This window comes from Lysinibacillus sp. JNUCC 51, from assembly GCF_015999525.1.
GTDB lineage: Bacteria > Bacillota > Bacilli > Bacillales_A > Planococcaceae > Lysinibacillus > Lysinibacillus xylanilyticus.
This window is the reverse complement of record NZ_CP065545.1, coordinates 1,438,799-1,452,553: the sequence shown is the minus strand read 5'-3', so window position 1 is coordinate 1,452,553 and position 13,755 is coordinate 1,438,799. Positions and strand designations below refer to the sequence as shown.

The following is a 13,755-nucleotide window of genomic DNA, read 5'->3' as shown; positions in this document are numbered from 1 at the left end:
AAATGAATAAACGAAGATGGAAACTAGTTATATTTGCCGCAATTATTCTAATTTGCGCTTTTACATTGCAGTCTCGCGACAAAAATGAGGAAGAGGCTATTTCTCATGTTTTAGATCACGCTGCAGAAATTGATGCAATCGAGCTATTTAAAGGAAAACAATCTTTATTTAGAGCAACAGGTCAGGATGCAACAGCCTATATTGAGAACTATCCGCTAAGCCATGTTAAGAAACTAAGCAAAAAAGAACGAGCTATATTTGAAGAAAAGCCACTCTATCATATTGTCTACGAAATTAAAGGAAAGCCTTTATATGAGGTAGATATTTTAAAGGTCGCTATTAGCTCTGATCTAAGTGAAGAATTACAGCAGATGGTTTTTAATGTTGGTGATCAGCAATATTTAATATATTGGGCAAAAGAGAAAAAAGCACTTGAACAATCAACAAATACACAACGTTTACTTGAAAAATATGTTAAATAAAAAAGGGTAGTGAAAACAGCAACTAGCTGTCATCACTACCTTTTCTTGTAATTAAGGAAAATATAGATTTTTTGCCTGTAGATAACCGAGAACATAGTAACCCTCTAAGCTAAGCGCTACATCCTCGGCTTCGATCCCTCGGGCAAAAGTGGCGGAGCGCTTACTTTTGCTTTGTGGCTCTCCAGCGCTTTAGCGCATTTGATTTTAGGACACAATAGTATTTTTTCCTTGAAGTGCACGTTCTTGCATTTCTACATCAAACTCTTTTTCAGATTTCGATACGACTACACAAGCTACACCGTTACCAATTAAATTTGTTACGGCGCGTGCCTCAGACATGAAGCGGTCAACTCCAATTAATAGCGCAATCCCTTCGACTGGAATCATTGGGAAAGCAGCAAGTGTTGCTGCTAATGTGATAAAACCAGAACCTGTTACACCAGCGGCTCCTTTAGATGTAATCATTAAAATCCCGAGAAGTGTAATGATTTGAATCCAAGTCAAGTCCATTCCGTATGCTTGTGCAATAAATAATGCAGCCATTGATAGATAGATTGACGTTCCATCAAGATTGAAGGAATATCCTGTTGGTACTACTAATCCAACAACTTGTTTAGAGCAACCAAAGTTTTCTAATTTACGCATCATAGATGGTAAGGCAGATTCAGATGATGAAGTACCAATTACTAAGAAAATTTCCTCTTTTATATAAGCGATAAATTTAAAAATGTTGAAGCCGAAAAATTTTGCGATTGTTCCTAAAACAAAGACTACGAATAAGAACATTGTAATGTATACTGCAGCCATTAATAGACCTAAATTGCTTAACGATTTCAAACCAAAATTACCAATCGTATAGGCCATTGCACCAAAAGCACCTATTGGAGATATTTTCATCACCATACTTACGATTTTGAAGAAAATTTCTGCCACTTGTTCAAAAAATGTGATGACTGGTTTTGCAGGTGCGCCAATAGAAGCAGCAGCTAGGCCGAACAATATTGCTGAGAATAACACAGGAAGTAATTGTCCTGTTGCAAGTGCACCTACAACGTTTTCAGGAATAATGCTAGAGATGAACGCACCTAAGCCTTGTTCAGACTCTGCTGCAGCAGTTGTATATTTTGAGATATCGGCTTCGGCAGCACCTGATGTATCTAAACCTGAACCAGGGCTAACGATTAATGCAACAGCAATACCGATTGCTAAGGCAATGGTAGAGACAATTTCGAAATACAGTAACGCCTTGCCGCCGATTTTTCCAACCTTTTTCATATCTCCCATACTACCGATTCCGATTACTACTGTTAAGAAGATAATAGGAGCGATTAACATTTTAATTAGCTTAATGAATAAGTCTGCCAAAATTTTAAGGCTTGCACCAAACTCAGGGAAGATAGCTCCAACAATCACCCCAAGAATGATCGCAGCTATAACCTGAACGGTCAGATTTTTCAGTAATTTCACTTTATGCTACCTCTTTTCTAAATTTTCTCTTTGATATCGTTTTCACTAGAAATATCATAGCGAATCCTTTTAGGAAAAAGAGATTTAGAAAATAAGAAACATATCGTTCATTAAGTACATTCATCCATATTTTAAATAAAACGTAGTGTTTTCAATAACTCAAGCTGTTATGATACTCTGTGAACAATTCAATATTGTTATAATACAAAAATAATTAATAAAAGAAAATTTAGTTTTATGTCAATTTTTCGTAATATTGTTCATTAAGTTCATGACTTTCTCCTATTTATGTCAACTAAAAGTGTTGTCAAAAGATTTTTTTGAAGATAATCTTAAAAGAATATCATAGAAGTGACATTCTGAGCATGAGTAAAATCTGCCCATTAAGCTTCTCTAATAGTGAATGTAGATTTGGAAAGGGAGGAATTAAAATGATAAAAATGCCTGTAAACGGCAAAATCCTAATAGTGACATTTTTAATCATTGCATTCTCCTTTTTACTTGGTGGCATTTTTATACTTGGAAACCTCATAACTGAGCAAGAAAAGGAGTTTGGTCAGCGTGCTATGCTCGTTGCGCGGACTGTATCAAATGTGCCAGAAATCAGTATGCATTTGAAAAATGACAATATTAAAGAAGCGGCGAAAAATGTTAATAAAATAGTAGATGGAATTCGTGTTGTTAATAAAGCAGAGTATATTGTTGTAATGAATATGGATCGTATTAAACTATCTCACCCAGTCAGTAAAGAAATAGGGAAGCGTAGTGAATCACAGGATTTAAATGCTTCCTTTAGTGAGCATTATTATGTATCGAAGGCACAAGGGGAAGTGGGTGTAATGATTCGAGCTTTTGTCCCTATTATTGATGACAAAAAAGAACAAGTAGGCGTAGTCGTTGTAGGGTATTCACTGCCAACTTTTATAGAAATATTGCAAAATTATGAGCATGAAATTTTTATTACCATTCTAATATCGCTTGTTTTTAGTATTTGGGGGGCATATACACTTGGCCGACATATTAAAAAGCAGATGTTTGGGCTTGAGCCTCATGAGATTGCCAAGATGTATGTGGAAAGAACAGAAACGTTCAATGCTATGCATGAAGGCATTATAGCGGTCGATAAAGGAATGAATATTACAATTTTTAATGAAAAAGCAGCTGATATATTAGGGGTTACTAGAAAGATAGAGGATTGTATCGGAGAAAAGATTTATGATGTACTGCCTGACACACGATTACCTGAAATTGTTGAAACGGCAACACCAGTATACAATCAAGAGCTTTACATCAATCATCATAGTATTTTGAGTAATCGTGTGCCGATTATTGTAAATGATGAGTTAGTTGGAGCAGTTGCTATGTTTAAAGATTTAACAGCAGTGAAAAAGCTTGCGGAAGAGGTAACAGGTGTAAAAGCTTTTGTTCAAGCACTGCGCGTACAAACACATGAGCATAAAAATAAACTTCATACTATTGCAGGACTTCTGCAATTGGGACATACAAAGCAAGCACTTGAATACGTTACTGCTACTACCGAAAATGAAGCTTCTTTAACGAAGTTTTTGAATGAACGCTTTCACAATGAAAATATTTCTGGATTATTGCTAAGTAAAGTTAGTTATGGCAAGGAATTAGGCATACAAGTAGAAATTGATCGGAAAAGTCATTTTAAACGCTTCCCACCATTATTAGATCACCATGATTTTGTTGTATTGTTAGGAAATTTAATTGAAAATGCCTTTGAAGCACTAAATGTTCTTTCAAAGAATGATAAATATGTAGCGATTTCTGTAGATGAGCATGACGGTGTACTAGCAATTGCTGTTTCTGATAATGGAATAGGGATGTCTGAAGGAGTACAAGCTCGTATGTTTGAAAATGGATTTTCTACAAAGGCAAGTGAGAATCGTGGTATCGGCTTGCATTTAATACATGAAATTATAAGAAAAGGTAATGGCGATATTGAAGTAGTGAGTGAATTTATGAATGGGACAAGCTTCTTAATTTTATTTGAGTTAGGGGAAGAGTAGATGGATGTAATAAATGTGTTATTAATTGAAGATGATCCAATGGTACGAGAAGTGAACAGGCAATTTATTGAGCAAATCAAAGGATTTTCTATGATAGGCTATGCTGGTAATGGGATAGAAGGGATAGAGAAGATTAAGCAATTAAACCCTGAACTTGTCTTTATGGATATTTTTATGCCTGAGCAGGATGGCATTATTACGCTAGGAAAAATTCGTGAAGAACATATTCCAGTTGATGTTATTGCCGTAACTGCTGCGAATGATATGTCTACTGTGCAGAGAATATTACACCTAGGTGTCTATGATTATATTATGAAACCTTTTACCTTTGAAAGAATTGAACAAACTTTAAAGAATTATCGAGCTTATAGAAAGAAAATAAGTGGTATGCAAGATCTAACACAGCATGATGTGGATAATCTAATGCAGCAACGTATCCCTGAGCAAATAGTTGTTCCTCCAATCACTGAGACAATAATTATTGACGAGCTACCAAAGGGTTTTAACAGAGCGACATTAGACAAGGTACTTGCCTATATTCAAGAAAGTAACGAGGCAGTATCAGCGGAAGAAGTGTCCAACTTCATTGGGACGGCCCGTGTAACAGCTCGACGTTATTTGGATTTTTTAGAAAAACAAAGTTTATTAAAGGTGGATATACAATATGGAAGTGTAGGACGTCCTATCCATCGATATTATATTTAGCTTAAGTTATCGAGGTAAAATATAGCCCATTAATACAACACTTCTATAAAAACAAGCCTGAAATGATGTATGCAATTTTTATACATCCTTGTTAAATCAGCACAGAGCGTATAAAATCTGATAGAAATACTGTATAAATAATGGAGAAAACCTTTATATATCGTTTAAGTAGTATGAAAACAAACTAGCCCCCAAAACATAATTAAGATAGCCATTAGAATTAGGCAGTAACGATAAAGAGCAAACTTTTGTCGTTACTGCCTTTTTTCGATTGGATCACCAGCTGCAGCATGTATAAAAATTTGCATAAATATCATTAAAATTTAATTTTACCTGAACAACGAGATTTGATCGTCCAACAAGAAGAAATGTTTCTTCAGCACATGTTTTTTGTAGCGAAAGCGAAGTGACAGCAACAACACTTGACTGAGTGACAAACTTTATTTTGGCCTTAAGCCTCCGGCGGATGTCACGGATTCTGAAATGAGTGTCTTGTCTTATAATGCTGTTTAATACATCTTTTATAGGGCAACCATAGAAACTAAAGGGATATTAGAAGCATCATTTGCTTTTACACAAATATGATTAGATTTTGGGATGCAGCAAATAGACTCAGTAGAGGTGCTTTATAACGATAGGCAATTTACTTTGACGATACATATAGCAGAGAATCCGTTACAATAATGGTATGTTATTCTTCGGAGGATTTATTATGGAAATTAAAGATATAATTGATTTTAGAAAGCTAATGGGGAGTAGGTTTAACACATATGTTCAACGTTCAAAAAGAGTCGCTTTTTAAATTTTTGAAAATTTTATTTCCAGTAGCGTTTTTAGCAATAGCGATTTATGAAATTCTACAAACGATAAGTGGGATAGATGTTCATTTACTTCGGAAAGAAGTGAGTGAATTGCAGGTATGGGAGCTCTTATTTATTCTTTTTATCACCTTCTGTGCAATTACACCAATGATTTTTTATGATGTTATTTTAGTGAAAATATTAGGAATTAATATAAACAAACGTATTTTGCTGAATCATTCATTTATTGTGAATACCTTCTCAAATCTTATAGGCTTTGGTGGTTTAGTTGGTGTATTTCTGCGTAATTATTTCTATTCGAAATATAAAGAGGATAAGGAAGACTTGTTAAAAAGCATAGCCTCCGTAACACTCTTTTATTTAACGGGGATTTCACTGTTAGCATGGATTATGTATTTATTCTTTTGGGACTTCCCATTGCTAAAAGAAGTAAGATGGTTAAAGATAGCCGTTATTCTTGTCAGCTTATATGTTCCGATATTTATTGCTATGCTCATCATTCGCAATAAAAAAGAAGGTTCTATAAATCCCAAAATCTCTTTTCAACTTATAACAACTTCCGTAACTGAATGGGTTGCAGTCTTTTTAGTTATCTGGATATTAACTTTCATTTTGAAGATCCCAATAGAATTATCCAATTTAATTCCCATATTTTTAATTGCTTCTTGTGCGGGCATTGTCAGTATGATTCCTGGTGGAGTTGGTTCATTTGACCTTGTTTTTTTATGGGGGACTCAAAGTTTAGGAATCGCTGATGAAAAAGTGCTTTTTCTTTTAATTTTGTACCGTGTTGGATACTTTGTGCTTCCTTTTTTAGTTTCAGCTCTTTTATTTGTAAAAGAGTATTGGAATCGTTGGAATCAATCATGGGATGACTTACCAAATGTTATTTTTCAGAAGCTTAGTCACATGTCATTAACGATATTGGTATTTCTCTCCGGCATTGTATTATTGCTATCAGCTTCGGTGCCAGGTATTTTAAGTAGATTAAAAATAGCTCAGGAATTTTTATCTTCGCCAATCATGCATGTCTCTCATCAAATGACTGTTGCAGCTGGCTTTATTCTCTTAGGGTTATGTAGGGGGATTAAATATAAAGTAAAAAGAGCATATCAGCTTTGCCTTATTGTGCTAAGTAGTTCTGCCATTTTTTCAATTTTTAAAGGCTTAGATTATGAAGAAGCTATTTTTTTACTGATTGTCGCAGTGCTTTTAGTTGCCTCAAAAAAACAATTTTACCGTGAAAGTAACGTTTTAACATGGGGAATAGTTATATTTGACCTTGCTGCAGTGACAATCATTACAGTGATGTATGTATTGATTGGTTATGTGAACTTACCTACTGCCAAAATCCATATTCCAGCAGCTTTGCAGGAATACATCATTACCGATTACCGAGACTTATTTTATAGTGCAGTAATTGGTATCCTAATAGCAATTGTCATTTTTTATATAGGTTATTTTATCCGTGCACCTAAGAAGATGGAAAAGCTTTTATCAAGTGAGCAAGAAGAGAGAATTAAAAATCATTTGATGACCTATAAAGGGACAGAGTATTCACATTTGATTTTTTTACATGATAAATTTGTACATTGGAATAAAGAAGGTACAGTTTTATTTTCTTATCAAATCTATGCTGATAAGACTGTTGTACTAGGAGATCCAGTGGGAAATGAATCTGATTTTTTATCTGCTATTCAGGAGTTTTTGGAAATGGCGGATAGGCATGGCTATACACCAGTCTTTTATGAAATTAACAATAAAATTTTTCCTCCGTTACATGAGCATGGTTATAGTTTTTTTAAGCTTGGCGAGGAAGCTTTTGTAGACTTAGATAAGTTTTCACTTGCTGGTAAGGGAATGAAGGGACGTCGAGCTGTAAAAAATAAATTTGAGCGAGAAAATTTTACAGTTGAAATAGTAAACCCTCCTTACTCACGGGAATTAATGAATGAATTGCAAGAAGTATCAACGAAATGGTTGCAGGGAAGGGCAGAAAAAGGCTTTTCTCTTGGCTTTTTTAATGAACACTATTTAAACACTTCAAATATTGCCGTTTTACGTGGTACAGAAGGAGTAATTGGCTTTGCTAGTGTCATGCCAATGTACGATAATGGCGAAAGAGTCTCTGTAGATCTAATGCGTTTTAAGCCGGGAGCACCATCTGGAACGATGGATTTCATTTTCCTCTCGCTCTTTGAATGGGCAAAAGCAGAAGGCTACCGTGTTTTTAATATGGGGATGTCACCTTTGTCAAACGTCGGAAAGTCTAGGTATTCCTTTTTAAGTGAAAAAATTGCAGCTCAAATATTTTTACATGGGCAGCATTTCTATCATTTTAAAGGATTAAAAAACTTTAAATTAAAATATGCAGATTTTTGGGAGCCAAAGTATATAGCATATCGAAAGAAATCTTCATTGCCATTTACAATGGCACAGGTCACTTTATTAATTAGTAAAAAGAGAAAATAGATAATCGCGCTAGCATAATTAAGTATTCGCTAGGCCAATCAAAAAAGATGCATTGCAAAATTACTTTGCAATGCATCTTTTTTTGATGAATTTTTATCGCTGGAAGAACAATGGACATCGCTGATAAAATGGCCGGAATCGCTGATAAATAACAAACATCTCCTGAAACATTATGAACAAAAGAATATGAAAAAATGTAATTTCGCATTTGATTTTCCATTAAAGCTTTGCAATAATAGAGACAATTTTAGTTTTGAGTTAAGTGTTGATTAGTATCTAAATTTTTTATATAGAACCTTTACGAGGCAGAGAAAGGCTCAAACTGTAAGTGAATTAGGGGGAGGAGTAGTACCTTGAAAAATTATATACAATACAATGCATTTCAGAATAAAGAGGTAATAATTGCGATACCTGCGCTTGGTGAACGTAAAGAAATGTATGCAGCATTAGCCAGTATCTTACCGGAAGTCCATATTATAGCAATTGATTTACCGGGCCATAATGGTCAACTAGATAATGATTTTTCATTACGGTCGTATAACAATACGATAAAGGAAATTATGGAGTATTTAAAAATTACTAAAGCTCATTTTCTTGGAAATTCAATAGGTGCATGGATCATTCAAAATTTTTATACTAACTATCCTAATTCGGTTAAATCATTAACATTGTTAGACGGTGGATATTATTTTATAGGTGAATATCATCCTGGTGATGAAGCAGAAATACAATTACCTATCATTGAACGATTAGAAGAATTACAGGAGGCTATACATGAAGAAGTAAAGAATATGGGAAACCTATCTACTGAAAATAAAGAATATTCGTATAATTATTTCCTTCATAATTTTGTTGAAAAAAATAATATCTTTTACCATCACAGCAATGTAAAAGCCTTAAATGATTTGTCTAAAGCAGTTGAAAAAAATAATTACTGTATAGAAAATGAAATTCCTTTGCCGGTGTTATTACTATTGGCAGATGAACATTCGGATAATTTGCAACATAAGAAGTTAGATAGATTTCAAAAAAGACAACCGAATGCACAAGTTGAGATTATTCCTAATAGCTATCATTTTTTGCCTCTCACCAATCCAAATGAGATAGCTGAACGGATTAGAAAGACAATCTTGCATGGATTTATTTAAACTTTTTTAAAGCAGGGGTGAGGGCGGTTTGCGTATTCCGAATAAATTAACAATAGGTGATGAGATACGGGTTATCGCACCTAGTCGTAGCGCAACAATCATGACAGTAGACGGAGCTAAACAAAGAAAAAACTTGAAGAGTTAGGCTTTAATGTATCATTTGGTCGATATATTTTTGAATGCGATCTTCAGCATTCAAGCTACTAGCAATATTAAAGGTATTGCGATAGGACGTTTCCAAAGAGATTCAAATATGACAGAGGAGCAATTACATTTTATTTTAGACAAGCATCCAAGTTTAAGAAATATACCGGTACTTTATGATGTTGATTTTGGACATACACAGCCAATATTTACGTTTCCTATCGGTGGTGAAATTCAAATGAATACGAAAGATTTGATGATACATGTCACTAAATTTTAACTTCTTTCAGCGGGTGTCCAAACATCTGCGGTTGACGCTACGCTTTCGCGCAAAAAACATCTGCGGCTGACGCTACGCTTTCGCGCAAAAAACATCTGCGGCTGACGCTACGCTTTCGCGCAAAAAACATCTGCGGCTGACGCTACGCTTTCGCGCAAAAAACATCTGCGGCTGACGCTACGCTTTCGCGCAAAAAACATCTGCGGCTGACGCTACGCTTTCGCGCAAAAAACATCTGCGGCTGACGCTACGCTTTCGCGCAAAAAACATCTGCGGCTGACGCTACGCTTTCGCGCAAAAAACATCTGCGGCTGACGCTACGCTTTCGCGCAAAAAACATCTGCGGCTGACGCTACGCTTTCGCGCAAAAAACATCTGCGGCTGACGCTACGCTTTCGCACAAAAAACATCTGTACCTGTCGCTACGCTTGCGGTACAAAAAACATCTGTTGGCCCAAAGCCTCCGGCGGATGTCACGGAATTATGTCGAGGCATAATTGATAAAGAAGGGAGTTAATAAAAATGTTAATAAGAGAGGCAATACGTGAAGATGCTGAACAGGTCATAGCTGTCATAAAAAATGCGGAAGAGTCTAATTTTATGTTATTCGGGCCTGGTGAACGAAAGTTAGAGTCTGAACAATTTACAAAATTTATTGAGAATATTAATAATAACAGTCATTCGGCTTTATTTATTGCTGAAATAGAAAAGAATGTAGTTGGTTATTTAATTGTACAAGGTAATAATATGCCATCTAGAGTTTCACATCGAGCCTATATTGTCGTTGGTATCCATAGTGATTTTAGAGGAAGAAAGATTGGTACTGCATTATTTAGTCACCTAGACGATTGGGCAAAAGAAAAGGGCATGCATCGTTTGGAACTGACAGTAATGGGGAACAACACTGCTGGCGTAGCGTTATATGAAAAAATGGGGTTTGAAATTGAGGGGACTAAAAGACATTCCTTATATGTTGATGGTGAGTACATTGATGAATATTTTATGGCAAAATTATTGTAATACAAAGGGTGTGTGTATATGAATTCTAGAAGAAACACTAGAAGTATTAATATCGGTATTTTTTCACCATCTTCACCCGCATCCGTCAATGCAACTTCTCGATATAAGCGTGCAAAAGCTTTTCTTGAACAAAAAAATATTAATCTAATTGAAGGTAGTCTGACAGGCAAAGCTGATATCTATCGCTCTGGCACTCCTAAAGAGCGTGCAGAGGAATTGAATGAATTATTACGTGATCCAAACGTCCACATTATCATGTCGACAATAGGTGGTACAAATTCAAATAGTATACTGCCATATATCGACTATGAGGCGTTTCGGAACAATCCGAAAATCGTAGTTGGTTATTCTGACGCAACGGCAATTTTACTCGCACTTTATGCAAAAACAGGAATTACAACTTATTACGGTCCAGCATTAGTTCCTTCCTTTGGTGAATTTGAGCCATTAGTCAATGATACATATCAATTCTTCGAGAACTATTTCTTTAAATCACAAGAATCACATTATGAAATTCCGATGCCTACATACTGGTCAGATGAACCCGTCAATTGGCTAGAAAAAACGGTGGAAAAAAAGTTATATAAGAATGAATGGGTGACGGTTCAAGAAGGCGTTGCTGAGGGTAGATTAATCGGCGGCAATGTCAATGCCATGTATGGATTCATTGGTACATCTTATTTCCCGAAAATTAATAATGGAGATATCTTATTAATAGAAGATTGCGCTAAAAATACGGCTATCGTTGAGAAGAATTTTGCAATGCTGAAATTGCATGGAGTATTTGAAAAAATAGGTGGCGTTATTTTAGGTAAGCATGAATGTTATGATGACTTAGAAACAGGGCGTAAACCATATGAAGTACTGCTTGAACAGCTAGACGGCATTGATATACCTATCTTAGCAGAATTTGATATATGTCATACACATCCGATGCATCCAATTGCTATAGGAAAACAAGTAAGATTAGATGCAACGGCCAAAAAAGTCTATTGTATTGAGGAATGGTTGTAAAATCAACTATGCCCCGTCATAATTGCGTCCGGAATCGGCTTTGTACTTGCACAATGAACTCCTTTCCGATTCTGTGACATCCGCCTGATTCTTTAAAGCTTGCTAAAAAGGCCTCATATAATTTCACACTCACCGCTTGGCTTGCGGGGCGATTGTTTGCTTTTACAAATAAAACTGTTGTCATTCTTTTTTCCTCCTGTTGCTAACTCTTATTCAACGGGGTGCTTTAGTGAAATAAGGAGTACATAAATAATCAAACTTTATTAAAAATCTAATACTAAATAAAAAAGGTTAAACTCAATTTTGATTAATATTTTTCGGAATGGAATTTGTTTAAATTAGCAATTAAAAAAATCTGATTTCTAATCAAGCATTACTCAATAATAGAAAGGCTTAGGAGCTGATCCTAAGCCTTTTTTGAGGTTTTAAGCATTGGTTTTATGTATTCTAAAAGATTCTTTTGTTAGCGTTCGGTACACTAAATGTAGGAAATAAAGAATCTTTTTAAGTTGTTTAATTCTTATTGAACTAACTGCGCAGTTTAGTTGAACAAACTAATTGAAAAAATGCAATTAACCTCGGTTAAAAAGGTTTTGTTAAAATTAGAACGTTTTATACAATTTTTCGCGATTTAAAACTATTCAAACCGTACATTTTCCGAGATTTCTTTAATCTTGTCCCAATCTAAAATTTGAATTTCATTTTCTTCTCGTTTGATAATCCCTTTCTCTGTCCAGTCCTTTAGTATTCTATTTAGATGTCTTTTTGTAGTACCAATCAATGAGGCAACATCATCTAAAGAATTTGTTTTTATATAATGATTTACATGTGAAGGGAATTCAACCGAGCATAAATAAGCAGCTAGACGTACGCTTACTGGTGAGAGTGCATTTACTTTTGATGAAATGGTGCAAGTTAAAAGCTTATAGGCTAGCTCTTTCAACAATAGTTGATTAAATTTACTATCAAATTTTAAATTTGATTCATACACTTCTAAAGGAATAAATAATATTTCACACGGCTCTGTTGCAATACAGTTTGATGCAACTAAGCAATCTTCAAAGATTTCGATATCACCCATAATCGCTGGTTGTTGACAGTAGCGTAGTAGTAATTCTTTTCCAGTCACTTCTAAGCTAGACACCATATATCTACCTGAAAGTAAAAAATATAAGCCATCTATCTTGTCCCCTGCTTTTAAAATAATTTCATTAGGTTGAAAAGTACGTACAAAAATGGACGATATTAGATCTTTTGATAAAGTGTAGCTATATATAGATCGAAATAGATTTTGACTCATTTTTCCCTCCGGGACATCTGTCCTTTATTGTTTGTTTTTGTTTATTTTAATATAGTTATAGTCAATTAATAAAGAGGTAGGGATTCAAATGAACTTTGTATTCGATTTAGATGGAACACTTTGTTTTAATGGCAAGAGTATCGATAGAGAAATAATTGATGCACTTCAAGAATTAAAGTTTGCAGGGCATCAAGTGATTTTTGCCTCAGCTAGGCCGATTCGTGATTTATTACCTGTTATACCTAAAAGCTTTCATAAAGGTCTAATAGTTGGAGGGAATGGTACATTTACTTATGATCATGGGCATATTCAAGTGATACATTTCGAACAACAAATATTAGACAAACTCATTGAACTCATTCATCTACATCAATTAGAATTTTTAGCAGATGGTCAGTGGAATTACGCCTTTTCAGGTAATGTTGTACATCCTATTTATCAAAATATCGATAAAACTAATTCAACGAACATTCCATTGGAACAATTACTGCCAGTTTGCAAATTAGTTTTATTCCAACCGAATGAAGAAGTATTAGAAGCTCTTCAAGTAATTCCTGTTACAGTCACACACTATAAAACAGAGCATGCCATCGATATTAGCCCTCTAGGTATTAATAAAGTTAGAGGACTTCAACTGTTGAATATTCAACAGTTTATTGCATTTGGAAACGATAGTAACGATCAATGCTTGTTTGAACATGCAGTACATAGTGTATGCGTAGGCAATAATGACGTGAAACATTATGCGAAAGAAAACATTGAACGTGCAGATGTAGCAGGAAAAATTCGAGCATTAATTGGAAAGTATTTTGTAGATGAAAGAGATACAGATCCACTAAACTTGTTAGAAATTAATAAATAACCCTTTA

The 13,755-nt window shown here is 34.8% G+C and carries 10 protein-coding genes and 2 pseudogenes; 9 read left to right on the top strand and 3 right to left on the bottom strand.

The window, feature by feature from the left end; genetic code table 11:
* Positions 1–2: 2 nt before the first annotated feature.
* On the top strand, positions 3–482 hold the full coding sequence (locus JNUCC51_RS07340) for a hypothetical protein (protein ID WP_337991442.1): 480 nt from the start codon (positions 3–5) through the stop codon (positions 480–482).
* Positions 483–686: 204 nt separating this feature from the next.
* On the opposite strand, the gene JNUCC51_RS07335 is transcribed toward JNUCC51_RS07340, so the two are convergent.
* Entirely contained in the window at positions 687–1,949 is a 1,263-nt protein-coding gene (locus JNUCC51_RS07335) for a dicarboxylate/amino acid:cation symporter (RefSeq protein ID WP_337991441.1), read from the bottom strand.
* Between the two features lie 431 nt (positions 1,950–2,380).
* Here JNUCC51_RS07335 and JNUCC51_RS07330 point away from each other — a divergent pair, with 431 nt between their 5' ends.
* The 7 genes and pseudogenes from JNUCC51_RS07330 (at position 2,381) to JNUCC51_RS07300 (ending at position 11,586) form a co-directional block, all read left to right on the top strand.
* Positions 2,381–3,982, top strand: a complete 1,602-nt coding sequence (locus JNUCC51_RS07330) for an ATP-binding protein (protein ID WP_337991440.1) — start codon at positions 2,381–2,383, stop codon at positions 3,980–3,982.
* Positions 3,983–4,687 (top strand): response regulator, encoded by a 705-nt coding sequence (locus tag JNUCC51_RS07325; RefSeq protein ID WP_337991439.1) that lies wholly within the window; start codon positions 3,983–3,985, stop codon positions 4,685–4,687.
* Positions 4,688–5,457: 770 nt separating this feature from the next.
* Positions 5,458–7,980: a bifunctional lysylphosphatidylglycerol flippase/synthetase MprF gene (mprF, locus tag JNUCC51_RS07320; RefSeq protein WP_337991438.1), complete on the top strand. Its 2,523-nt coding sequence runs from the start codon at positions 5,458–5,460 to the stop codon at positions 7,978–7,980.
* Between the two features lie 353 nt (positions 7,981–8,333).
* A complete protein-coding gene (locus tag JNUCC51_RS07315) occupies positions 8,334–9,128 on the top strand; it encodes an alpha/beta fold hydrolase (RefSeq protein ID WP_337991437.1) in 795 nt (264 codons plus the stop codon).
* 193 nt (positions 9,129–9,321) lie between these two features.
* Positions 9,322–9,552: pseudogene (locus JNUCC51_RS07310) on the top strand (LD-carboxypeptidase); the annotation flags it as partial.
* 522 nt (positions 9,553–10,074) lie between these two features.
* Positions 10,075–10,572, top strand: a complete 498-nt coding sequence (locus JNUCC51_RS07305; protein ID WP_337991436.1) for a GNAT family N-acetyltransferase — start codon at positions 10,075–10,077, stop codon at positions 10,570–10,572.
* Positions 10,573–10,590: 18 nt separating this feature from the next.
* Positions 10,591–11,586, top strand: coding sequence for a S66 family peptidase (locus JNUCC51_RS07300; protein ID WP_337991435.1), 996 nt, complete (start codon positions 10,591–10,593; stop codon positions 11,584–11,586).
* An 85-nt stretch (positions 11,587–11,671) separates the two neighbouring features.
* On the opposite strand, the pseudogene JNUCC51_RS07295 reads toward JNUCC51_RS07300, so the two are convergent.
* A pseudogene (locus tag JNUCC51_RS07295) lies at positions 11,672–11,770 on the bottom strand (FMN-dependent NADH-azoreductase); the annotation flags it as partial.
* A gap of 453 nt (positions 11,771–12,223) precedes the next feature.
* The gene (locus JNUCC51_RS07290; RefSeq protein WP_337991434.1) at positions 12,224–12,886 is read right to left on the bottom strand and encodes a Crp/Fnr family transcriptional regulator; all 663 of its coding nucleotides are present in this window, start codon (positions 12,884–12,886) and stop codon (positions 12,224–12,226) included.
* Positions 12,887–12,974: 88 nt separating this feature from the next.
* Here JNUCC51_RS07290 and JNUCC51_RS07285 point away from each other — a divergent pair, with 88 nt between their 5' ends.
* Entirely contained in the window at positions 12,975–13,748 is a 774-nt protein-coding gene (locus JNUCC51_RS07285; RefSeq protein WP_337991433.1) for an HAD-IIB family hydrolase, read from the top strand.
* Positions 13,749–13,755 lie beyond the last annotated feature (7 nt).

Bases quoted from the DNA above. Each gene is read 5' to 3' on its own strand.
- JNUCC51_RS07305 (WP_337991436.1), top strand. From the start codon at position 10,075: ATGTTAATAAGAGAGGCAATACGTGAAGATGCTGAACAGGTCATAGCT.
- JNUCC51_RS07340 (WP_337991442.1), top strand. From the start codon at position 3: ATGAATAAACGAAGATGGAAACTAGTTATATTTGCCGCAATTATTCTA.
- JNUCC51_RS07300 (WP_337991435.1), top strand. From the start codon at position 10,591: ATGAATTCTAGAAGAAACACTAGAAGTATTAATATCGGTATTTTTTCA.
- JNUCC51_RS07290 (WP_337991434.1), bottom strand. From the start codon at position 12,886: ATGAGTCAAAATCTATTTCGATCTATATATAGCTACACTTTATCAAAA.
- mprF (WP_337991438.1), top strand. From the start codon at position 5,458: ATGTTCAACGTTCAAAAAGAGTCGCTTTTTAAATTTTTGAAAATTTTA.
- JNUCC51_RS07330 (WP_337991440.1), top strand. From the start codon at position 2,381: ATGATAAAAATGCCTGTAAACGGCAAAATCCTAATAGTGACATTTTTA.
- JNUCC51_RS07325 (WP_337991439.1), top strand. From the start codon at position 3,983: ATGGATGTAATAAATGTGTTATTAATTGAAGATGATCCAATGGTACGA.
- JNUCC51_RS07285 (WP_337991433.1), top strand. From the start codon at position 12,975: ATGAACTTTGTATTCGATTTAGATGGAACACTTTGTTTTAATGGCAAG.